Origin of the sequence: Sinorhizobium garamanticum (genome assembly GCF_029892065.1) — a bacterium.
Lineage (GTDB): Bacteria > Pseudomonadota > Alphaproteobacteria > Rhizobiales > Rhizobiaceae > Sinorhizobium > Sinorhizobium garamanticum.
In genome coordinates this window covers 1069000-1092814 of record NZ_CP120373.1, presented here as the reverse complement: position 1 = coordinate 1092814, position 23815 = coordinate 1069000, and the positions used below count along the sequence as shown (strand labels likewise).

Genomic DNA, 23815 nt, shown 5'->3' with positions numbered 1-23815 from the left:
GCGTTTCATGATGTTCCGCCGACGGCGCCGCCGTCTTTTGAGACGCGGAAAGGTCGCTGTAGCACTGCATGTTTCCTTGAATCGTACCCGATTTGAGGAAATGCAGGAGAAACGAAAAGGCCGCCTGCTTCACTTGAAGCAGGCGGCCTTTTGATGTCAGGTCACCGCAATTAGTAGGGGCAGGATTCGGTGCTCATATAGTCGTGCACCTGCACCTTGCCGGCAATTATGTCGGCCTTCACCTTTTCGACCGTGTCGTGCATCTCCGGCGTGATCAGGGCCTTGTTGTTGTCGTCGAGGGCATAGCCGACGCCATCTTCCTTGAGGCCGAGATTGGAAACACCAAACTCGAACTTGTCGTTCTTGGCGGCCATGAAGGAGTCATAAACGGCAACGTCGACGCGCTTCAGCATCGAGGTCAAGACCTTGCCCGGCTGCAGCATGTTCTGGTTGGAGTCGACGCCGATGCCGAGCTTGCCGGCATCCGCTGCCGCCTGCAGCACGCCAACGCCGGTACCGCCAGCAGCGTGATAGACGACGTCAGCGCCCTGATCGATCTGGGACTTCGCGATTTCACCGCCCTTGACCGGATCGTTCCAGGCGTCCGGCGTGGTGCCTGTATAGGCCTCGAGCACCTTGACGTCCGCGCCGACCGACTTGGCGCCGCCGACATAGCCGCAGGCGAACTTGTGGATCAGCGGAATGTCCATGCCGCCGACGAAGCTGACGGTCTTCGACTTGGAAGCGAGAGCGGCGAGCACGCCGACCAGATAGGAGCCTTCCTGCTCCTTGAACACGATCGATTTGACGTTCGGCTTTTCAACCACCATGTCGATGATCGCGAACTTCGTGTCCGGATATTCCGCAGCGATCTTCTCGAGCGATGCCGCCCAGTTGAAGCCGGCCATCACGATCGGGCTATTGCCGTCGCTGGCGAAGCGGCGCAGCGCCTGTTCGCGCTGGGCATCGTTGGCGATCTCGAATTCGCGGTATTCGATACCTGATTCTGTCTTGAACTTTTCGGCGCCGTTAAATGCCGCTTCGTTGAAGGATTTGTCGAACTTGCCGCCGAGATCATAGATGATCGCCGGCTTGATGTCGGCGGCCAATGCCGTGGCGGACATCATGGAGAAAGCAAAGAGACCAAGAATGGTTTTTTTCATCGTGCAGCCCTGTCGTCGCTATTGATCTTATCGGGTCTGGCAGTAGGTCCCCATGGGCCCGTCCGCGCAACCCGCCCCTCTCTTGCTAAGGCTTGGGTGGCCGCATCCTTGCATGGCTTCCGCAAAAAAACACTCAAAATTTTTCGGATGGTAAAAAAGATACAGCGCCCGACGCGGAGCCGTCGGACGCCCGTTCCAAGGGGCAATCGGCACGCCGTTCCCGCTACTGCGCCGCGCGTCCAATCGGACGCGCAAAGGTCGCCGTAGCACTTTGAATCGCTGCATGATTTTGCCCTTAAATCGGCTCCGATTTACGGCATCATGCCGTAGGCGACCAAGCCTAGCGGCCGATCGGGCAACTCACTCCGGTGCCGCGAAGGCTGCAGTAGCCGTCGGGGTTCTTGGCGAGATATTGCTGGTGATAGTCCTCGGCAAAGTAAAGCGGCCCGGCCATGCCGATTTCCGTGGTGATCTCGCCGCCGTGGTTGAAGGCCGTCAACGCCCTCTGGAAGGCGTCGCGAGCAGCGTTCGCCTCGCGAAGCTGATCCTCGTCATAGACATAGATCGCTGAGCGGTAGGTGGTGCCGATATCGTTGCCCTGCCGCATGCCCTGGGTTGGATCGTGTTCCTCGAAGAAGGTCTTGAGCAGCATTGCGAAGGAGAGCTTGGTCGGGTCGTAGACGACGAGCACGACCTCCGCGTGGCCGGTGAGCCCGGTCGTGGTCTCCTGATAGGTCGGGTTCGGCGTCAGCCCGCCGGAATAGCCGACGGCGGTCACGTAGACACCAGGAATGTTCCAGAGCAGCCGCTCGGCGCCCCAGAAGCAGCCCATGCCGAAAAGCACCTGCGTCATGCCTTCGGGGTAGGGGCCCTTGAGCGGACGTCCGGAGACGAAGTGTGTCTCTGCCGTCGGAATTTCCTCCTCGCGCCCGCGAAGCGCAGTCTGTGCGTCGGGCAGGATCGTCTTCTTGTTGAACATGTTGATCAGAAACATCTGCGGCTCCTTTCGTGCGCGCGGAATGCGTCGAGGACCGGCTGCTGCATGTTTCCTTAAATCGGAGCCGATTTAAAAATATGCAGTAATTCAAAGTGCTGCAGCTGGTGCGTCTCAAAAGACGTACGGCGCTGTAGTAGTGATCAGGCGGCAAATCGCCCGGCGGCGGGGCGTTTCTTGTAGCCCGCCATCCACAGGAGCAGCGCGAGCGCCAAGAGCACCGCGAAAGCGGGCCGGGCAAGGAGCCATTGCAGCGCCGTCAACCAGATGGCAGGGCCCGCGCCGGTGCGCTGCAAGCTATGCACCCAGTTGAGTGCCTCCGGGCCAAGGGCGGATATGGCATCGGCGAGCGAGGTCATCGCCGGCTCCGAGGCGGCAACCGACTGGATCGCGTCGACGGTTCCGGCCAGCACCGCCACCGCCAGCGCGAGAAAGCTTGCAAGCTTCAGCAGCAACCGCATCTTCGTCCTTTCGCCGCCGTGGCCCGATGCGCGTCCGATGCGCGCTTCTCCGATCATTTACGCTTGTGCGCCAAGAGATAGGCGCCGCAAGTTTCGAGCGCAATGGTCGACTTCGCCAAGACCATCGCACAAGATGTCAATAAACTGTCAGAAAGCAGTTGATCCCGCGTGGATCATCGGTATATATCGCGCCCGTCCGCCGCTTCGTCCGGCGCACGCCGGAAGAGCTTGCTCTTCCCCATCCAGCCGGATTAACCAGCGGCTGCTTAAGGATGGACAGGTGGCCGAGTGGTTGAAGGCGCACGCCTGGAACGCGTGTATACGTGAAAGCGTATCGAGGGTTCGAATCCCTCTCTGTCCGCCATTAGCTTCTTGTCCGACCCGCAGCAGAGAACCTTCAAACCATCGACAACCCGTTCCGCACGAGGTTGTCACCGATGTCTTAGGTACGTTCTGTTACCTATCTCTCAGGTCGGGCATCTCCCAACGATACCGATAGACACTCACGCGGTCTTGATTTGTTGCGGATTTTTGCTTTGCGTTTCCGATCGGTTCCCACCGATCGCGACTGTAGCCCAACCATTTGCGGGTATCTCTGTGGGTACCGAAATCGGAAAATGTGGGTATCAGCGGAGCGCAAGAGTGCTGACGGACATTCCGATGACTTCCTGTGCTGACCGATGACTTTCCGAGCTGAATCCATGCCCACAGTCGGAGCAGACGGCCAATTGCGCCAGTTTCGAAGGAACAAGCATGGCGGCCTTGCCGTTAGGCCCTAATACCGTGCAGCGGAGGCAATACCGTTGGACACGCGCCCTCAAATCGCTTCGCGAATCTCGATTTCGCAACCGCCACAGATTTACTACGTGCATCCTTTGATGCTGAAGGGATACGACGCGTGGAGAGAGCTGTTCACGCACGCCAAAGACCTAGGTTTTGATACAGTCCTAACGGCACCCCTTTTTGAGCGCGGCCATAATGCGAGTGTCTTCGTCACCGGGAACTTCGATCGGCTCGATCCTGACCTGGAGCTCGGTGAGTCCGTCGAGGATGGCATCAAGGCACTGGTCCAGGCGGCTGGGGAAAATGATCTCAAACTAATGCTCGACCTCGTCGCGGATCGGGTGGCCATCGATCACAAGCCTGCGGGGTCCATCATCGCCGATCCGCGCGTGGCACCGCAGGAAAGCTGCAGCCGGCGCATCGATTTCAGGGACGAAGTCAGGCACATCGAGGACTGGCGCAATCGTATGACTTGGCTCACGGGCCTCGGTATTGCGGGCTTTCGCTGCTTAGGCATCGGCCGCCTGGCGCCGGAGGCCTGGTACGATCTTATCGCCTCGACCCGTAAGTTGGCGCCAGAAACAATCTTTCTTGCCTGGACGCCGGGCAGCGCGTTCGAAGACCGTAAAGCGCTTGACGGGGTGGGCTTTGACGGCAGCTTCTCCTCGCTTGCCTGGTGGAACCTGGAGGAACGGTGGATCACAGACGAATATCAGATCCAGCGGCAGATCGGGTATCAAGTCACCTTCCCGGAGGCGCCGTTCGGCAGGCGGATCGCCCACGGCACCGATGGTTGTGAAGTGCTGCAGCGCAAGGCCGTCCGCGCGCTGAGACTCGCTTCCACATTTGCCAGCGGCCTGATGATTCCAATGGGCTTCGAATACGGTGCTGCCACGCCGCTCGATCCGTTGCATGGCGACGGAACCGGCCTGCTTGGCCTTCGCAAACAGGGCTCGTTCGATCTTTCCGACGATATCCGCGCCGTGAACGGCGGGACCAACAAGACGGCCGCCGGCTTCGCGCGGCAACCGCTCAAGCTTATCTCCGCCAGCCAGACTCCGGCCGTCGCTCTGATGCTGACAGACGAGGCCGACATTCGCACCTCGCAGAAAGTCCGCGTCGTTGTCCTCAACCGCGACTTGCGGCGCGTCGTCAACGCACCGTTCAATGTCTTGCGGGAGGCTGCGTCCCTATTCCTCCCGCTCTCCGACCCGCAGGCCGAAGACGAGGTTCTTGACGCCCATCTCAAGCTGAAGCCGGGCGAGTTGCGCATTTTCGAAGGACAGTCATCCGTTCCGATCGTTGATGCGATTCAAGTACCCGATGCCAACGAGGCGGCCGCGTCTTCGAGATTGGCAATCGAGAAGATCACGCCGGCGGTCGATGAGGGCCGTTTCGTGGTCAAGCGCGTTGTCGGCGAGACGGTGAAGGTCGAGGCGGATATTTTCGGCGACGGCCACGACCCCCTTTCGGCTGTCCTGCGCTGGCGAGCGATCGACGAAAACGGCTGGAACGAAGTTCACATGGAGCTGGTCGAAAATGATCGCTGGCGTGCGGAATTCACGCCCAAGCGCTTGGGACGGCACGAATTCGCGATCGAAGCCTGGCGCAGTCACTTCCAGATCTTCCGCTACGAGTTCGTTAAGAAGCACGATGCGCGGCTCGATCTCAGGCTCGAAATCCAGGAGGGCATCAACTTCGTGCTGGAGGCACTCGATTACGCGGAAGGCGAGATCAAGACGCGACTCAAAACCCTCTTCGACAAGCTGACGGCGGTGCAGGATGCCGAACGCATCGAAATCCTGCTGGCGGCAGAAACCGCCGAGCTGATGGCGATGGCGGATCGACGCCCCCATCGGCTCCGATCGCAGACTATCCCTCTTGATGCAGAGCGTCCGGCCGCCGCCTTCGCAAGCTGGTACCAGATATTCCCACGCTCACAGAGCGGCGACCCGAACCGGCACGGCACATTCGACGACGTCATCAAGCGGCTGCCGGCCATCCGCGCCATGGGCTTCGACGTGCTCTATTTCCCGCCGGTTCATCCTATCGGCAAGACAAATCGCAAGGGCAGGAACAACAGCCTGCGCGCGGCGCCGGAGGATCCGGGCAGCCCTTATGCCATCGGCTCGGCGGAGGGCGGCCACGACGCGATCCATCCGGAGCTTGGCACGTTCGAAGACTTCCGTCGTCTGGTGGACGCCGGCAAGCGCGAGGGCCTGGAGATAGCGCTCGACCTCGCCATCCAGTGCTCGCCCGACCACCCGTGGCTGAAACAGCATCCGGGCTGGTTCGACTGGCGGCCGGACGGAACCATTCGTTACGCGGAAAATCCGCCCAAGAAATACGAAGACATCGTCAATGTGGACTTCTATAGCTGGGACGCGATCCCGTCGCTCTGGATCGAGCTGCGCGATATCGTGCAGATGTGGGTCGACAACGGCGTGAAACTCTTCCGCGTCGATAATCCGCACACCAAGCCTTTCCCCTTCTGGGAGTGGCTGATCGCCGATATCAGATCGCGGCATCCGGATGTCGTCTTCCTGTCGGAAGCTTTCACGAAGCCGAAGGTGATGTATCGGCTCGCGAAGATCGGCTTTTCTCAGTCGTACACCTATTTCACCTGGCGCAACACGAAGTGGGAGCTCGAGCAATACATGCGCGAGATCACCACGCAGGAACCGAAGGAGTTCTTCCGTCCGCATTTCTTCGTCAACACGCACGACATCAACCCAGACTTCCTGCAGAACGCGCCGCGTCCGGCCTATCTGATCCGTGCGGCACTTGCCGCGACGCTGTCAGGACTCTGGGGTGTCTACAATGGTTTCGAACTCTGCGAGGGTCGGCCGGACGCCAAGCGTAAGGAATATGCCGACTCCGAAAAGTATGAGATCCGCGCCTGGGACTACGATCGGCCGGGCAATATCAAACCCGAAATTACTATGCTCAACCGGATCCGAAAGGAAAACCCGGCTCTGCATTCGCATCTCGGTCTCCAGCTTCTCAACGCCTGGAACGACAACATCATGTTCTATGAGAGGACGAGTCCGGGGCGCGAGAACGCCCTACTGATCGCGGTCAACCTCGATCCCTACAATGCTCATGAAGCGGATGTGGAAATCCCGCTCCGGTCATGGAGCCTCCCGGACCGTGGCACGCTTGACCTCGAAGACCTGATCGCCGGTCACACGTTCAGTTGGACCGGCAAGGTTCAGCATCTTCGGCTCGATCCGCATGTCGGTCTGCCGTTTGCGATCTGGCGCGTGAGATAAGGCAGGAGAAACAAAATGGACATGGTGATCACACGTCGCGACCAGGAGCATGATCAGACCAGCCCGCAAGAACCTGATCCGCTGTGGTATAAGGACGCGCTCATCTACCAGCTTCACATCAAGTCGTTCTTCGATGCCAACAGCGATGGCATCGGGGACTTCAAGGGCCTTCACGAGAAGCTCGATCACATCGCTTCGCTTGGCGCCAATACCATCTGGCTCTTGCCCTTCTTTCCATCCCCGCGTCGCGACGACGGATACGATATCGCCGATTACACCAATGTCAGCCCGGACTATGGCACGGTGGAGGAGTTCAAGTCCTTCGTGGAAGCCGCGCATCAACGCGGGCTCCGGGTGATCATCGAGCTCGTCATCAACCATACGTCCGACCAGCATCCGTGGTTCCAGCGGGCACGGCATGCGCCCCCCGGCTCGCCGGAGCGGGACTTCTATGTCTGGTCGGATACAGACCAGAAGTTCCCGGAGACCCGCATCATCTTCCTCGACACCGAAAAATCCAACTGGACTTGGGATCCCGTCGCCGGCGCTTATTATTGGCACCGGTTCTATTCCCACCAGCCTGACCTCAATTTCGACAATCCATCGGTGCTGGAGGAGCTCTTGAGTGTGATGCGCTTCTGGCTGGAGACCGGCATCGACGGTTTCCGGCTCGATGCGATCCCCTATCTGGTCGAACGAGAAGGCACGATCAATGAGAATCTGCCCGAGACGCATGCGATCCTGAAGAAGATCCGCGCGGCCCTTGATTCCACCCATCCAGGCAAGATGCTGCTTGCCGAGGCCAATCAATGGCCGGAGGATACGCGCGACTATTTCGGCGACGGCGATGAATGCCACATGGCCTTCCACTTCCCGCTCATGCCGCGCATGTACATGGCGATAGCCAAGGAAGACCGCTTCCCGATCACCGATATCATGCGGCAGACGCCGGAAATCCCGGAGACATGCCAATGGGCGATCTTCTTGAGGAACCATGACGAGCTGACCCTGGAGATGGTGACCGACGAGGAACGCGACTACCTCTGGAACATCTATGCGACCGACCGTCGAGCCCGCATCAATCTCGGAATCCGGCGTCGTCTTTCGCCACTCATGGAGCGGGATCGTCGCCGCGTCGAGCTGATGAACGCGCTGCTATTTTCCATGCCCGGCACGCCTGTGATCTATTACGGCGACGAGATCGGCATGGGCGACAATATCTATCTCGGCGACCGCGACGGTGTGCGCACGCCCATGCAGTGGTCGCCGGACCGCAATGCCGGTTTTTCCAAGGCCGATCCGGCACGGCTGGTGCTGCCGCCGATCATGGATCCGCTTTACGGCTATGAGGCGGTCAATGTCGAAGCGCAGGGCGCCGATGCTCATTCGCTGCTCAACTGGACACGGCGCATGTTGGCGCTGCGCAACAAGCATTCGGCATTCGGGCGCGGTTCCCTAAGGTTCCTCTCGCCCGGCAACAGGAAGATTCTTGCCTATCTTCGCGAATATCGTGACGACACGATCCTCTGCGTCGCCAACCTGTCGCGCCTGCCCCAGGCTGTCGAGCTCGACCTTGCGAACTTTGCCGGCCGCGTTCCCATCGAGTTAACTGGCATGTCGCCATTCCCGCCGATCGGTCAGCTCACCTACTTGCTCACGCTGCCCCCCTATGGCTTCTTCTGGTTCCTGCTTGCCCAAGAGGCAGACGGCCCGGCCTGGCGCGCTGAGCCGCCGCAGCAGATGCAGGACATGGTGACCATGGTGGTGCGTCGCGACCTGCAGGAACTGGTCGATGAGCCACGGCTATCCGGCATGCTCTCGAACGAGGTACTGCCGGCCTATCTCGACAAGCGGCGCTGGTTCGGCGCCAAGGGCGAGAGGTTAAGACATGCCTCGCTCATCACCGCCACGCCGCTTCCGTTCGCCCACAACCTTTTGCTCGGAGAGTTGGAAGCCGAGCTCGACGGCCGCAAGGACACGTATCTGCTGCCACTTGCGGTGTCGTGGGATGACAGACAGCCAACGGCGCTTGCGCAACAACTCGCCCTTGCTCGCCTCCGCCAAGGCCGCCGCGTCGGATTTTTGACCGACGGATTTGCCATAGAGGACCTGGCACGGGGGATCCTCCGCGGGCTCCGCGAACGTGCGGTGATCTCCGGCCGGGCCGGCACGCTTGAATTCCTCGGGACGGACCAGCTCGACCGCATGAGCCCGACCGACGACCTGCCGGTGCGTTGGCTCTCAGCCGAGCAATCCAACAGCTCGCTCATCATCGGCGAGATCGCGATGGTGAAACTCATCCGCCACGTCCAGCCGGGTGTCCATCCGGAGGTGGAGATGACCCGCTATCTGACGAAAGTCGAATACGGGAACACCGCACAACTGTTCGGCGAAGTCGCACACACGGCGCCGGATGGCAGCCGTTGCACATTGATGGTCGTACAAGGAGCGATCCGCAATCAAGGCGATGCCTGGGACTGGATGCTCAGCAACCTGCGCCGCGCGATCGACGAGGTGATGGTTACCGGTGTCGAAGTGGACATGGCGAATGAGTATTTCAGGCCGTTGGTCGATTTCGCTGCGACGATTGGCAAGCGGCTCGGCGAATTGCATGTGGCGCTGGCGCAGCCGACCGACAACGAAGATTTCAAACCGGTACGCATGTCCAACGAGGATGCCGAACGATGGGGTGATGCCGCGAAGAAGAAAATTCAGGAAAGCCTCGCCATCCTCGAGGAGGCCCGGGACCGCCTCGCCCCGGAGATCGCTCTGCAGATCGGACCACTCGTCGAACGACGCGAGAAGCTTTTGAATGTGGCCGAGTATCTTGCAAAGTCTGCGGCGGGCACGTTGATGACCCGCAATCACGGCGACTTCCACCTAGGCCAGATCCTGGTTGCGGAGGGTGATGCCTATATCATCGATTTCGAGGGCGAACCCGCCCGCGATCTCGCTGAACGCCGCGCCAAGACCAATCCGCTGCGGGATGTCGCAGGGCTGCTGAGATCACTTAGCTATCTTGCGGCAGCCGCCGATCTCGAGCGGGAACTGGTGAGCGAGGTGGACGATCGAAGACATGCCGCGCTCGTGACGCGCTTCATCGAAATGGCGGAACCTGCCTTCCTCGAAGGTTATTTCGACGCAATCGGCAAAACGCGAGGACTCAACTTACGTCCGGTTTCGCGCGACCGCATCCTCGACCTGTTCCTGCTGGAGAAGGCGGCCTACGAGATCGCTTATGAAGCGCGCAATCGCCCCAACTGGCTACCGCTCCCGCTTGCCGGCTTCTCGGCTATCGCATCGAGACTCTTGGAGAACGTCGCATGAGATATGAGCGCGCAGACCTGATGATCGGCACCGTCGCTGAAGGCCTTCAGGCTCTCGTCGAAGGTCGGCATGGCGATCCTTTCTCTATCCTCGGTCGCCATCGATATGACGATCTCAACGTCGTAAGGACCTTTTTGCCCGGCGCCGTCTCCGTGGACGTGGTTGAGTCCGATACCAAGCGAGCGCTCACGAGGCTGGAGATGATTCACGACGGCGGACTTTTCGCCGGTGCAATCGGTGGCGCGGCCAGTTACCGCCTTCGCATCCATTGGCCCGATGCCGTGCAGGAGACGGAGGACCCCTATTCCTTTGGCCTGCTGCTCGGTGACCTGGATCTGCATCTGATCTCCCAGGGCACCCATTACGATCTCGGCCGTACACTGGGTGCCATTCCGATGGAGGTCGATGGTGTCCAGGGCGTGCGTTTTTCCGTATGGGCACCCAATGCGCGGCGCGTTTCCGTCATCGGCGATTTCAACAGTTGGGATGGTCGCCGACATCCTATGCGATTGCGGCCATCGGCCGGTGTATGGGAAATCTTCATTCCGCGCCTCACGCATGGAGAGCGCTACAAATTCGAGCTGCTCGACGCTCATGGCAATCTCCTGCCGCAGAGAGCGGATCCGGTTGCCCGCGCCAGCGAAGCCGCACCCTCGACGGCTTCGATCGTCGCTTCGTCGAAACCTTTCCGCTGGAGCGACGAGGACTGGATGCGCGCCCGCCGCGCCGAACAGTGGGGCGAAGGCGCGATCTCGGTCTACGAGGTGCATCCCGGGTCCTGGCTGAGGCTCGCTGAGGAGAGAAACCGGCCGCTCGACTGGGTCGAACTCAGCCAGCGGCTGATCCCCTATGCGCGGGATCTCGGCTTCACGCACATCGAATTCCTGCCGATCATGGAGCATCCCTTCGGCGGCTCTTGGGGCTACCAGCCGCTCGGCCTTTTCGCTCCCACCGGTCGTTACGGCACACCGGAGGATTTTGCCTATTTCGTTGACCGCTGCCATGCCGCTGGCATCGGCGTCATCCTCGACTGGGTGCCGGCGCATTTTCCCACCGATGTCTGGGGGCTCGCCTGTTTCGACGGCACCGCACTCTACGAGCATGAGGATCCACGCGAGGGTTTCCACAGGGACTGGAACACGCTGATTTACAATCTCGGCCGCAACGAGGTGAAAGGGTTCCTGATTGCGAGCGCGTTGGAATGGCTGGAGCACTATCATGTGGATGCGTTGCGTGTGGACGCAGTCGCCTCGATGCTCTACCGGGACTACAGCCGCGAGGAGGGTCAATGGATACCCAATCAATATGGTGGTCGCGAGAACCTTGAAGCGGTGGAGTTCTTCAAGCACTTGAACAGCATCATCCATCAGCGCTGCCCGCATGCCTTTACCGCCGCGGAAGAGTCGACCGCCTGGCCGGACGTTACCAAGGCGCCCGAGGAGGGCGGCCTCGGCTTTGATTTCAAATGGAACATGGGCTGGATGCATGACACGCTGCACTACATGCAGGAGGAACCGGTCCACCGCAAATACCACCACGGCGCGATGACCTTCGGCATGATCTACGCCTATTCCGAACGGTTCATGCTGCCGCTCTCCCATGACGAGGTGGTGCACGGCAAAGGCTCTTTGCTCGGGAAGATGCCCGGCGATCAGTGGCAGAGGCTTGCGAACCTGCGCGCCTACTACGGCTTCATGTGGGGGCATCCAGGCAAGAAACTGCTCTTCATGGGCGGCGAGCTTGCCCAGGAAGGCGAATGGAGCCATGACGGCTCTGTGCACTGGGACCTGCTTGACCGGCCCGAACATGCGGGCATTCAGCAGTTGATCCGCGATCTCAACGGGCTCTATGTGCGAGAACCTGCGCTGCAGTTCGGCGACCTTAACCCGGCTGGCTTCGAATGGGCGGTCGCTGACGATGCCGAAAACTCCATCTACGGCATGCTCCGCAGTTCGCAAGACCGCTCCTCGCAATTCCTGATTATGTCCAATCTCACCCCGGTGCCGCGGCACGATTATCGTGTTGGCGTGCCGATCGACGGGCGCTATGAGGTTGTGCTCAACACCGACGCGGCGATCTATGGAGGATCCAATCTCGGGCAGGCTGAAGCCTGGACTGAACGTCAGCCGGCGCACGGCAAGGAATTCTCCATCCTTCTCACACTGCCGCCGCTTGCGACGGTCTTCCTGCGGTGGAAGCGGTAGGGGCCATTCGTCCCTCTTGTCGACGTCTGCGAACGACTGCGTGCGGGTTTGCCAGTGCGTCTCCGTTGTTAGGTAACCCCCAGTCAGGAGTTGACGCCGCCCTTTGCGGTTGACGGAGCATCCTTCGGCAATCAGGTCATACGGGCGGTGGTACCGCGTTGTCTCCACCCGTATTCGGCCGAGGGAAAAATGCAAATCTCAGCCACGCCGCGCCATGCGCCAGGAAATCGATCCCGAGCAAGAGCGCAAGGACCCAAAGAGCCATTTTCGGGAACCCGGCCAAGATGACCAACCCTGCGCCGGCGCCGAAGGCTCCCGACAGCATCATGGTCCATCCTGCCTCACGCCAGTGGCTTATGCTGAGCAGGATCCTAACGATGCCCGAGAATATAAACAGCAGGCCGATCGCGTAGGTTTGAAACAGTTCATGTGTGCGTGCAGACCGGGTCGCGAAGGATGCTACTGCATGTTTCCTTAAATCGTAGCCGATTTAAGGATAAAAACATGCAGCAATTCAAAGTGCTACAGCGACCTTTGCGCGTCCGAGAAGACGCGCGGCGCTGTAGGAACTGCATCACACTCGATCCGGCGACGTCGGTGAGCATCAAGCCGAGAGCGATATAGAGAAATCCCAGCAGCGTCTGCCATGACAGGGCACCCCATCTTCTCGCCCAGAAGGCGTAGATGACTTCGAATGTGCCGACCAGGATCGCAGCGGTTCCGATGAAGACTGGAGTAACGATCGACGCAAACGCCACATCCGCTAGGACGACCAATCCCGCCGGAATCATGACGCCGCCCAGCACGACGCGAACCGAAGCCGGGGGGCTGCTCGGGTCGCCACCTGCATTGCGCGGCATGGTGTCGTAAGATGCCATGGCTTCCTCGTCGCTCCGGCTGCTCGTTCCCGTTATGATGCGGGCACAGGCAAGAGCGGTGCACGACGATCAGCGCAGGCACTCGACGGCAATCCGCTCGCCGTCCCTCATGTGAGATTGCACCGAGCGCGAGGCGGGGCGGTTTTACCGGCACCGCGCGATGATGATTGTGCCGTCCGGTTGTCTGTATCTGCAGTTGCCACGATTGTAGGACGGGGTTGTCGCAGTCCCGATCGCGGCTCCCACCAGAGCTCCGCCAGCCGCACCGGCAACCGTGCTCGTTGTGTTCCGCCCAATCAGCTGGCCCGCAACCGCCCCTGTTCCGGCACCGATCAGAGCTCCGCTCAAGCCGCGTTGATTCTGTTCGGTCGCGCAGCCAACGGCAATGGCGGCCACTGTCGCAAGTGTGAGAGGAAGTATTATCCTTCTGATCATGGCATGCTCCTTTGTGAGAGTGGCCAATCTCTGCAAGATCACGCGCCGAACGGCCCTGTCGCAATGCCGAATGTCCGCGGGAGCGAGAAGATGCCTGCGCCGACCATCGAGCCGACAACCATCGCGGTCAGAGCGAACAGGAACAGCTTCTGCTCAGCTTTGGTCGCCATCGCGCTACTCCCTGGTTGACCGATGTAGGGGCCGTCCGCGCCGGTGCGGACGCCGATCAGATCTGGGTACCGCTGGTGATGCCGGATGAACTTGTGGAACTTGCCTATGACTTGAAGCGGTTATCCGCTCCTGGCACCACTTCCATAACATGCTTGGATTGCCCGAGCGCAATGCTAACGTGTAATCTTCAAAATTCCTAGAGGGAATCGATTGTCTCGCGGCCCGGCCGGCACACGACGCCCCTCCCGGAGGAGTGCACGCGGGGGCTTGAAGCGCGACCACACGGGGAAAGAATATGTCGGCATTGCAGGTTCCCGCTTTCCTGACGTTCACCATATCGATCCTGGTTTTCTTCGTCGGCAGTCGGCTAAACAGGTCGGTCACGGCCCTTTCGCGTTGGAACATCCCGGAGGCTGTCACCGGAGGCCTCATTTCCGCGTTTCTGACATTGCTGGCATACGCACTATTTGACACCGAAATACACTTTGCACTCGGCGCGCGCGACCTACTGCTATTGTACTTTTTCACCGGCGTGGGGCTGAATGCGCGGCTCTCCGACCTGATCGCCGGCGGGCGGCCCTTTCTCGTCCTCCTGGCGCTGACGCTCGCTTTTCTTTTCATCCAGAGCGTGGTCGCCGTCGGCGGCACGGCGTTGCTCGGCCTACCTGCCGGTTTCTCGATCCTGCTCGGCTCAGCCTCGCTTGTCGGCGGGCACGGCACCACCATTGCCTGGGCACCGACGATCTCCACCCGCTTCGGCCTCGCCAATTCAATGGAAGTCGGGATTGCCAGTGCGACGCTCGGCCTCGTGATCGCGAGCATTCTGGGCGGACCGATTGCGCGTCATCTCGTCTCGCGCAATGGCCTTCACGGGAAAATGGATGAGGAGTTGATCGTCGGGGTTTCCAACGAACAGGCCGATCGGCACGCAGACGAGGTGAGCTACCAATCCGTGCTGCAAACGTTGCTTGTGATGAATATTGCGGTCATTGGCGGCTACCTGCTGCACGAACTGGTCGTCGAGCTTGGCATCAAGCTTCCGCTCTTCGTCGTTTGCATGTTTCTTGCAATCCTGTTGACCAACACGGTCCCGCTCCTCGCACCGCGGCTGCCCTGGCCAACGAGGACCCGGCCGCTTTCGCTGATATCCGATCTTTCGCTGAACATCTTTCTCGCGATGTCGCTCATGAGCCTGCAGCTCTGGACGCTGCAAGGCCTCGGATTGTCGATTCTTGTTGTGCTGGCACTGCAGACCGTGACCGCGGTCGCCTACATCTTGTTCGTCGTTTTCCCGGCAATGGGGCGCAGCTACAACGCCGCGGTGATTTCGGCGGGCTTCGCCGGCATCTCACTCGGTGCGACCCCAACCGCGATTGCCAACATGGCCGCGGTGACGAAGACCCACGGCGCTGCTCCAATCGCCTTCATCATTCTGCCGCTGGTATCGGCATTCTTCATCGACATCGCCAATGCCGGAATCATCACGTTTATGGTGAGATAGGGGGTCCGGACGCCTGCTGCGCGCACAAGCCGTCCGCCTCCGGATCGGCGCGCTCTCGTCCGCAGCGCTCTTGTCCGGGTCGACGGCGGCGCCGATTTGCCAGGGGCGGTGACGTGCTTGCAAGGGCCGGTCGAGGCCCCGTTACGCCGGCTGCGTCGACGGTGACCACGCGTGGGTCAACCATGCAAGTCCGTGGAAAATAAGGTCGATCCCCAGCAGAAGCCCGAGTACCCAAATGCTTGTCGCCGGCCAGCCCGAGACGATGATTAGCCCGGCCAGAATGCCGAAGATTGCTGAGATGAGCATCAGCCAGCCGCCACCGCTCCAATGCCTGACGGCGACAATCACCCGCACGATGCCCGACGCCAGGAACACCAGCCCGAGGATGAAGGTAAGGACCAGAGCGCCCGAGATGGGTTGGTTCACCACCATCCAGCCGAAGATCACGTAGAGAACCCCGAGCAGGATCTGCCATAAGAAGCCGCCCCAGCCCTTCGTCCAGAAGGCGTGAACAATTTCGAATGCGCCGACGGCAATCGCCGTAAAGCCGATGAGCAGTGTGCTGACGAGCGTGGCCAATGCGACGTCACCCAGCACGAATATGCCTCCGAGGAGCAGGACGATCCCGAGTAGGACACGAAGCCAGGTCGGCGGCGCGGAGAGAGTCGTGGACGTTCCAGAATCGTAGGTGGTCATGTCTTCCTCCTCTGTTGGGTTCAAATCTTCCATCGCTCGCGGGCGCCCACCCGCCGTCCTGTGTGGTGACACACCTCCAAGCCGCGCTGGTCCGGTGTTGCGGCTATGTCACGGGCGGCTCCGTCGCGGCCTTCGTTCGCGTGGAAACCCATTCCGCAACGCGCTCGGTCACGGCAAACAAGGTCGGGATGATGAAGAGGCCGATCGTCGTTGCCCCCACCATGCCGCCCAGGATGGTGACGCCGACCGCTCGACCGGCGCCGGCTCCCGCGCCCGTCGCGACCGCGAGGGGCACGATGCCGAAGATGAAGGAGACTGCGGTCATCATCACCGCGCGGAAGCGCTGTTCGGCGCCGAGCCGTGCGGCATCGGCGATAGACTGCCCTTCCTCGTGGCGTTCCTTGGCGAATTCGACGATCAGGATGGCGTTCTTCGACGCGAGCCCGATCAAGAGCACGATGGCGATCTGCGCGTAGAGGCTGTTCTGCAGCCCGAAAAGCATGAGCGCTCCGGTCGCGCCGAACAGGGCGGCGCCGAGTGACAGGATGACGGCGATGGGCAGCGTCCAGCTTTCGTATTGTGCGACGAGGAGCAGGTAAGCGAACAGAAAGGCTAGCCCGAAGATGATGGGCTCCTGTCCGCTGCTGCGCCGTTCCTGAAACGACAGACCGGACCACTCGAACCCGTATCCCGCCGGCAGTTCCTGTGCCGCCACGCGTTCGATCGCGTCCATGGCTGCTCCCGAGCTGCCACCGGGCGCGGCTTGCCCGTTTATCTGGGCTGCCACCGACAGATTGTAACGGGAGATGACGAAGGGCGCGAGAACAGTCGTTGTCGACACCACTGTTCTGAGCGGCACCATCGCGCCCGTGCGGTTGCGGACATGGAGATTGAGGATGTCCTGCGCATCCGCGCGGTGCTCGGCGTCAGCCTGGAGATTCACCTGGAAGACGCGCCCCTGCAGTGTGAAATCGTTCACGTAGCGAGAGCCGAAGCTCGCGCCGATCGTCGAATAGATGTCGGCTACGCTCACGCCCAGGGCCTCTGCGCGGATGCGGTCGACGTCAACATATATCTGCGGCACGTCGGCGCTGAAGGTCGTCGTCGCACCGGCGACTTCCGGCTGCTGGCTTATCTCGGAAACGAATGCGCGCACCACCTGGGCGATCTCTTCCGGCCGCTGCCCCTCCAGCGCCTGCAGGCGCAGGTCGAGACCGCCGACCGCGCCGATTCCGGCAATCGCCGGTGGTGCAAAGGCGGCGATATTGGCTCCAGGTATGGTCGAGAACTGCGCCCGCAACTTTGCAAGGATGGCGTTGAGTTGCAATTCCGGCGTCTCGCGCTCACCCCACGGGTCGAGGGCCGCGATCACCATCGCTCCATTGGGGGAGGCGGTGCCTTGCAAGATACTGAAGCCGGCGACGGAGACGACGTTTTCGACGCCGGCCGTCGTCGACAGCACACGCTCGACCTCATTGACGACCGCCCGCGTACGATCAAGCGAGGCGGCGTCCGGAAGCTGGATGTCCATGAACAGGGCGCCCTGATCCTCGTCGGGGATAAAGGTGGTGGGCAGGAGGGTGAACAGCAGGAAGGCGCCGAGGAAGCAGGCGGCAAGCGCGGCGAGGGGGATGATCCACAGGCGCACCAGGAAAGCGACTGCGCGGCCGTAGCCGTCGCGCGTCGCGTTCAGGACGCGTGTGAACCAGCCGAGCGGACCGCGCCGGTAACCGCCCTGTCCGCGTTTCAAAAGGATTGCGCTGAGTGCCGGACTGAGCGTCAGCGCCACTATGGACGAGAGAACCAGCGCGGCCGACAATGTGACCGCAAACTGACGATAGAGCTGGCCGTTGATGCCCGACAGGAATCCGGTCGGTGTTACGACGGCGAGCAGCACCAGCGTCGTCGAGATGATCGGCCCCGTGATCTGCCGCATCGCCTTGCGGGTCGCACCCGCCGTATCGATGGCGGGGTCGTCTTCCATGACGTGTTTGACGTTCTCGACGACAAGGATTGCGTCGTCGACGACCAAACCGATCGCCAACACCAGGGCGAGCAGCGAGATCGTATTTATCGAGTATCCGAAGGCCAGCAGAACGGCCACGGCGCCGAGCATCGAAACCGGGATGGCTACCGCCGAAACCAAGGTGGCGCGCCAATCCTGCAGGAACAGGAATGTGATGAAGAGCACGATCAGGAAAGCCTCGATGAGGATCTCGACGATCAGCGACAGGCTTGCCCGGACGAACCGCGTCGCATCATAAACGACTTGGTATTCAAGGCCGGCTGGGAACCTTGGAGCAAGGCGTTCGAGCTCGGCGAGCACCGCATTGGCCGTCTGGATCGCGTTGGCGCCAGGCGCCTGGTTAATCTGCAGCATCGCCGTTTCGCGCCCGCCGAAATACGCGCTCGATGAATAGCTCCGTGCACCGAGTTCGATTCGAGCAATGTCTTTGAGCCGCACGACGGCGCCCGCCCCACCGGTACGCACGACGATATCGCCGAACTCCTCGGCGCTCATGAGCCGCCCTTGGGCGACCAGAGTATACTGCAACTCTGTGCCCTCCTGCGCCGGGGGCGCGCCGGCCTGCCCGAGGGAAGCCTGGATATTTTGGCTCTGGATCGCAGCTGCCGCATCGTCGGCTGTGATGCCGAGCGCATCCATGCGTGTCGGGTTGAGCCACACACGCATCGAGTATTCGGACGCGCCGACGACGGTGGCCTCACCGACGCCCGACACGCGCGAGAGCCCGTCGACGAGCGTTGTCGCGGTGAAATTGGTGATCTCGAGCGCGTCGAGCTTGCCGTCCGGCGAATAGAAGGCGATGCCGAGCACGAAATCGGGCGAGCGCGACCGCACGGATACGCCTTGCTGGGCTACAGCGGACGGGAGCTGTGAAATCGCCAGTTGCGCCCGGTTCTGCACGTTTACCTGCGCAATGTCGGGATCGGTGCCCACTTCGAAGGTCACGGAAAGCGAATATTGCCCGGCATTCGAGCTTGTCGACGACATGTACATCATGTCGGCTACGCCATTTATAGCCGTTTCCAACGGGCCGCCCACGACATCGGCAATCACATCGGCGCTAGCGCCTGGATAGGTTGCCGAGACGCTCACGGTTGGCGGTGTGATCTGTGGATACTGCTGCACCGGCAGCGCAAAGATGCTGATCGCGCCGGCAATTGAAATGATGATCGAGATGACGATCGCCAGCCGGGTCCGGGTAATGAACAGATCGGAGATCATGGGCCGCCATCCAGGGGTTGGCCCTCGCTCGGCTGTACCGTCATACCCTCGGCGAGACGCTGGATTCCCTGGACGACGACCTGCTCGCCGCCGTTGAGACCCGTAGTAACCGCCCAGCCGTTGCTTACACGCGCGCCCGTATCGATCCGCCGTTGCGAGACGGTGTTGTTCTGGCCGAGCAGATAGACGAAGCGCCCCTCGCGATCCTGCAACACCGCCGTTTGCGGTACCACCGGCAGTTTGGGTATCTCCTTCTCCTCTATGGAGAGGGTGACGAACTGTCCCGGGATCAGCACGTGATGAGGATTGGGAAAGACCGCGCGAGCGGTGACTGTTCCGGTCTGCGGGTCGACCTCATTCTCGACGAACTCGATTCGACCAGCCTCGTCGTATTCGGTCCCGTTCGCGAGACGCAGCGAAAGTTTGAATGCACCCGGATCCAGCGGGCCTCCGCTTGCTTCCTCTTGCCGGGCAGTGACAAGCAGGCCCTCGGTCATGGCAAAGGCCACGCGAATCGGATCGAGACTTACGATTCGCGCCAGCGAACCGGAATCGGGCCCGACCAGGTTGCCGACCGTGAACATCGCGCGGCCGATGCTGCCGGAGATCGGCGCCGTGATACGGGTATAGGACAGGTTGAGTTCAGCAGTGTTCAGAGCCGACGCGGCCACCAGCGCGTCCGCGGCGGCGACATCGAAGGCGGCCTGGGCATCATCCAGCACGGCCCGCGAAACGGTGTTGCGGGCGAAGAGGTCCCGATTGCGCGCAAGGGTCCTTTCGGCCGATTTCCGCGTCGCTTCCGCGCGCGCGACCTGCGCCCGCGCCGAAGCGACCGAGGCCTCGAGTTGATCCGGCTCGATTTCAAACAGTGTGTCCCCGGTTTTGACGGCCTGGCCATCCGTGAATTCCGCGGCACGCAAAAAGCCGGTGACGCGCGCCCGGATGTCCACCGCATCGATCGCCTCGACGCGCGCCGTAAACCGCGCGGGGTTACTTACCTGCTGAACCTCGACCTTCTCGACGACGACCGCAGGAGGCGGCGTTGCCTGACCTGCTCCCTGCTGCTGGGAAAATGAAGGCGAAGTGACGCACAGGACCGCAGTCCCTGCCAGGCAGGCAAGCATCAGGCGAATGCAAGAAACAGGTCCGATCATCGTGCCGTTCCGATTGCGCGATATTGCTGAGAGCTTTCATACGACGTCCTCATGGCCGTGCTCTGCGTATCGTGAGAGCAATGGCGATATACGCACCGCCAGCAACAAGCAGTGAAATGCCTGCGATGGTTCCTGACGGGAAGAGGCTGGTGTAGGGCAGCTTCAAGGCGAGCGCAGCGCTGGCTGCCAGCGCAACCAGGCCCGAAATCGCGAACCAGTGCCAGCCATCCTGCTTGCGCACCACTGCTGCCAGCGCGATTTGCAGAATCCCCTGCACGAGAAGCACCAGGGCGATCAGGAGGGTGACCGCGAGGGCGCCCTTTAGCGGGTTGAAATAAATCAAAACGCCGCCGACCACCTCGACCGCGCCCGTCAGCTCCTGCCAGATGAAGCCGTTCCAGTCCTTGACCTGCAAAGACTGGACCATCTTCGCAACACCCGCGAGCACAAGGACCGCTCCCAGGACGACGCTCGCCGCGAATTCGGAGACGGTAGGAAGCGCGACAGCCAGTGCTCCGCCCAGCGCCAGAGCAATACCCAGTGCAAGAAACCACCCCCATCTTGAATGTAGGGACTTTGCCCGGCGCTCGTAATCGACTCCTTCTTCGGAGGAACCGCTCATCGGCGCTTGCCCAATTGGAGTTCCTGCCATGGCTGGCGCCTTTCACAGGTCGTCGCACCCGGACGTTAGTAGTCAACCGCATCGCGGATGATTGGGCAGGTCATGCAGTGGCCGCCACCGCGTCCACGACCGAGCTCGGCCCCGGTGATGGTGATGACTTCAATACCCGCCTTGCGCAGCAGCGTATTGGTGTAGGTATTGCGGTCGTAGGCAAGCACCACGCCGGGCGAGAGGCAGACGAGATTGGCGCCGCTGTCCCATTGCGTGCGTTCGCGCACATAGGCATTGCCGCCGGTCTCAACCACGCGCATCTCCTTCAGCCCAAGGGCGTCACGCACCGTTTCAACGAACGTGCCCCCGTCCTTGTGCAGCTCGACGGAGCCCGGTTTGTCACCCGGCCTGTAGGAGAAAGCCTCGATACTGTTCACGATATCAGGATAGATCAGAACGCAGTCGCGGTCGGCGAAGGTGAACACCGTGTCGAGATGCATGGCCGCACGCAACTTGGGCATTGCGGCGACGATCACGCGATCCGCTGCGCCCTTTTCGAACAGGGTCGCCGCGAGCTGGCTGATTGCCTGCCGCGACGTACGCTCACTCATGCCGATCAACACGTTGCCCTTGCCGATCGGCATGACGTCGCCGCCCTCAAGGGTGGCAAGACCCCAGTCCTTGGTAGGGTCGCCCCACCAGACATTGACCTTGCCGGCGAAGTCCGGGTGGAACTTGTAGATGGCGGTGGCGAGAATGGTCTCCTCGTGGCGCGCCGGCCAATAGAGCGGATTGAGCGTCACCCCGCCGTAAATCCAGCAGGTGGTATCACGCGTGTAGAGCGTGTTGGGCAGCGGCGGCAGGAGATACTCTGCGACGCCGGCAGCGTCCCGGATCAGCTCCAACATCTCGCCGCCAAGCGTCTCGGGAAATTCATAGGTCGACAACCCGCCTATCAGGGTCTCCGCGAGCTCACGGTCAGGCAGCCCTTCGAGGTAGCTGCGGATCTCATCCACGAGCCCAAGCCCGACCTGGTTCGGCACGACCTGGTTGTCGAGAATCCACTTCCTGGCTTCGGGGATCGCCACGGTCTGGGTCAGCAGGTTGTGCATCTCGACAACCTCGACGCCGCGGTCGCGCATCTTGGTCATGAAGTCGAAATGGTCGCGCTTGGCGTTGTCGACCCATAGGACGTCATCGAACAGGAGGGCGTCGCAATTGGTGGGCGTCAGCCGTTGATGAGCACGCCCCGGCGCACAAACCATGACCTTGCGCAACTGGCCGACCTCGGAGTGGACGCCGAAAGTCTGCTGGGTCGAGATTTGAGAAGACATGGCACATCTCCTTTTCAGATCGTCAGGTAACCGGTGGACAATCCGATGATCGCGGCGATGCAGCCGATGACTGCAGCCGCGAAAATCAGCCAGTCGACGGAAGTGTTGAAGACCTGTTTGCCCTGCTCGCGCCTGGCCCAGAAATAGAGGGCCGTGCCAGGCGCATACAGAAGCGCCGACAGCAGCACGAACTTCATGCCGCCGGCGACAATCATGAAAAACGTGTAGACCGCGGCGATGCTGGCGATGATCAGGTCGCGGTTGCGTTCATGCGGCCTGACTTCGTAGGTCTCGGCGCGTCGCGCCAGCAGGAACCCGAAAGCGGCCACGAACATGTAGGGGATCAGAGACATCGCGCTTGTCAAATTCAGCATCAGCGCGAACGCGTCCTGCGACCAGTAGGTGCTGATGACGAACAGCTGGACGACGATGTTGGTCAGCCATAGCGCCGCTGCAGGGACCTTGTTCTGGTTCTCGGTGCCGAAAAGCCGGGGCATGTCGTCCGTGCGCGCGGCCACATAGAGCACTTCCGCGCACACCAGAGACCAGGCGAGATAGGCGCCAAGCACCGAGACGATCACGCCGATGCTGATGAAAACCGCACCCCAGGGGCCGACGACGGCAGCAAGCACGCCGGCCATCGAAGGCTGGCTCATGGCGGCGATCTCGGGGCGCGTCAGGGCCGCATAGGGCAGCAGCGTGACCAGCACCATCAGCGCGCTGACCCCAACAAAGCCCATGATCGTGGCCGTGCCGATATCGGAGCGCGCCTGCGCATAACGCGAATAGTTGCTCGCGCCTTCGATGCCGATGAAGACGAAGACCGTCGCCAGCATCGTCGCCTGGATCTGTTGCAGCAGGGTTGCCTCCGGCATCCCCTCGCCGCCCCAGAAGTTGAGCCGGAGCAGGTCGAGCTTGAAAAAGAAGAAGAGGATGATGATGAAGGCGATGATCGGAACAACCTTCGCGACGGTCACGACGGTGTTGATGAAGGCCGCCTGCTGAATGCCTCTCAGGATCATGAAATGGAAGAGCCAAATTCCGATCGAGGCGACGAGGATGGCGATCACGGTGTTGCCGTCGCCGAAGGCGGGAAAAAAATTGCCGAGCGTGGACTTGATCAGCACCCAGTATGACACGTTGCCGATGCAACTGCCGATCCAGTAGCCGAAGGCGGAGAGGAAGCCCGGATAGTCGCCGAAGCCTTCCTTGGCATAGGCGAAAACGCCGGCGTCGAGATCGGGCTTACGTTCGGCGAGCGACTGGAAAACGCGCGCCAGCATGTACATGCCGCCGCCCGCAATGCACCAGGCGATAATTGCGCCGAACGGGCCCGTCGCGATGCCGAATGTCCGCGGGAGCGAGAAGATGCCGGCGCCGACCATGGAACCGACAACCATTGCGGTCAGAGCGAAGAGGGACAGCTTCTGCTCAGCTTTGCTCGCCATCGCACTGCTCCCGGGTTGACCGATGTGGGGGGCGTCCGCGCCGGTGCGAACGCCGATCAGATCTGGGTACCGCTCGTGATTCCGGATGAACTTGTGGAACTTGCTATGAATTGAAGCGGATAACCGCTTCTGGC

At 61.2% G+C, this 23815-nt stretch carries 17 protein-coding genes and 1 tRNA gene; 5 read left to right on the top strand and 13 right to left on the bottom strand.

From position 1 onward, the window contains the following. Window positions 1-170 precede the first annotated feature (170 nt). The 3 genes from PZN02_RS05255 to PZN02_RS05245 form a co-directional block, all read right to left on the bottom strand. Window positions 171-1163, bottom strand: a complete 993-nt coding sequence (locus PZN02_RS05255) for a BMP family lipoprotein (protein WP_280660548.1) — start codon at window positions 1161-1163, stop codon at window positions 171-173. A gap of 340 nt (window positions 1164-1503) precedes the next feature. Then, window positions 1504-2157: a peptide-methionine (S)-S-oxide reductase MsrA gene (msrA, locus tag PZN02_RS05250; RefSeq protein ID WP_280660547.1), complete on the bottom strand. Its 654-nt coding sequence runs from the start codon at window positions 2155-2157 to the stop codon at window positions 1504-1506. Window positions 2158-2300: 143 nt separating this feature from the next. Beyond that, the gene (locus PZN02_RS05245) at window positions 2301-2618 is read right to left on the bottom strand and encodes a hypothetical protein (protein ID WP_280661391.1); all 318 of its coding nucleotides are present in this window, start codon (window positions 2616-2618) and stop codon (window positions 2301-2303) included. 274 nt (window positions 2619-2892) lie between these two features. On the opposite strand from PZN02_RS05245, the gene PZN02_RS05240 reads away from it, so the two are divergent. From PZN02_RS05240 to glgB, 4 genes are all read left to right on the top strand, one after another. Then, window positions 2893-2982 (top strand) — tRNA-Ser (locus PZN02_RS05240). A gap of 457 nt (window positions 2983-3439) precedes the next feature. Continuing rightward, window positions 3440-6673 (top strand): maltotransferase domain-containing protein, encoded by a 3234-nt coding sequence (locus PZN02_RS05235; RefSeq protein ID WP_425336283.1) that lies wholly within the window; start codon window positions 3440-3442, stop codon window positions 6671-6673. A gap of 21 nt (window positions 6674-6694) precedes the next feature. After that, complete coding sequence (treS, locus tag PZN02_RS05230) at window positions 6695-10000, top strand: maltose alpha-D-glucosyltransferase (RefSeq protein WP_280661390.1); 3306 nt, start codon at window positions 6695-6697, stop codon at window positions 9998-10000. Then, a complete protein-coding gene (gene glgB, locus PZN02_RS05225; RefSeq protein ID WP_280660545.1) occupies window positions 9997-12204 on the top strand; it encodes a 1,4-alpha-glucan branching protein GlgB in 2208 nt (735 codons plus the stop codon). Before treS ends, glgB begins: the two co-directional genes overlap by 4 nt. A gap of 136 nt (window positions 12205-12340) precedes the next feature. Here the strand turns inward: glgB and PZN02_RS05220 are convergent, their stop codons facing one another. From PZN02_RS05220 to PZN02_RS05205, 4 genes are all read right to left on the bottom strand, one after another. Next, complete coding sequence (locus PZN02_RS05220; RefSeq protein WP_280661389.1) at window positions 12341-12562, bottom strand: hypothetical protein; 222 nt, start codon at window positions 12560-12562, stop codon at window positions 12341-12343. 67 nt (window positions 12563-12629) lie between these two features. Further along, entirely contained in the window at window positions 12630-13082 is a 453-nt protein-coding gene (locus PZN02_RS05215) for an HdeD family acid-resistance protein (protein ID WP_280660544.1), read from the bottom strand. A 144-nt stretch (window positions 13083-13226) separates the two neighbouring features. Further along, the gene (locus PZN02_RS05210; RefSeq protein WP_280660543.1) at window positions 13227-13517 is read right to left on the bottom strand and encodes a glycine zipper 2TM domain-containing protein; all 291 of its coding nucleotides are present in this window, start codon (window positions 13515-13517) and stop codon (window positions 13227-13229) included. 38 nt (window positions 13518-13555) lie between these two features. Continuing rightward, window positions 13556-13687, bottom strand: a complete 132-nt coding sequence (locus PZN02_RS05205; protein WP_280660542.1) for a hypothetical protein — start codon at window positions 13685-13687, stop codon at window positions 13556-13558. A gap of 296 nt (window positions 13688-13983) precedes the next feature. Between PZN02_RS05205 and gltS the strand changes: the two genes are divergently transcribed. Next, window positions 13984-15189, top strand: coding sequence for a sodium/glutamate symporter (gene gltS / locus PZN02_RS05200; RefSeq protein WP_280660541.1), 1206 nt, complete (start codon window positions 13984-13986; stop codon window positions 15187-15189). 141 nt (window positions 15190-15330) lie between these two features. Here the strand turns inward: gltS and PZN02_RS05195 are convergent, their stop codons facing one another. From PZN02_RS05195 to PZN02_RS05170, 6 genes are all read right to left on the bottom strand, one after another. Then, window positions 15331-15885: an HdeD family acid-resistance protein gene (locus tag PZN02_RS05195; RefSeq protein WP_280660540.1), complete on the bottom strand. Its 555-nt coding sequence runs from the start codon at window positions 15883-15885 to the stop codon at window positions 15331-15333. Between the two features lie 103 nt (window positions 15886-15988). After that, the gene (locus tag PZN02_RS05190; RefSeq protein ID WP_280660539.1) at window positions 15989-19132 is read right to left on the bottom strand and encodes an efflux RND transporter permease subunit; all 3144 of its coding nucleotides are present in this window, start codon (window positions 19130-19132) and stop codon (window positions 15989-15991) included. After that, the gene (locus PZN02_RS05185; protein ID WP_280660538.1) at window positions 19129-20286 is read right to left on the bottom strand and encodes an efflux RND transporter periplasmic adaptor subunit; all 1158 of its coding nucleotides are present in this window, start codon (window positions 20284-20286) and stop codon (window positions 19129-19131) included. Before PZN02_RS05185 ends, PZN02_RS05190 begins: the two co-directional genes overlap by 4 nt. A 49-nt stretch (window positions 20287-20335) precedes the next feature. Then, on the bottom strand, window positions 20336-20908 hold the full coding sequence (locus PZN02_RS05180) for an HdeD family acid-resistance protein (RefSeq protein ID WP_280660537.1): 573 nt from the start codon (window positions 20906-20908) through the stop codon (window positions 20336-20338). A gap of 65 nt (window positions 20909-20973) precedes the next feature. Then, the gene (arcA, locus tag PZN02_RS05175) at window positions 20974-22233 is read right to left on the bottom strand and encodes an arginine deiminase (RefSeq protein WP_280660536.1); all 1260 of its coding nucleotides are present in this window, start codon (window positions 22231-22233) and stop codon (window positions 20974-20976) included. Between the two features lie 14 nt (window positions 22234-22247). Next, complete coding sequence (locus PZN02_RS05170; protein ID WP_280660535.1) at window positions 22248-23681, bottom strand: basic amino acid/polyamine antiporter; 1434 nt, start codon at window positions 23679-23681, stop codon at window positions 22248-22250. Window positions 23682-23815: the final 134 nt, after the last annotated feature.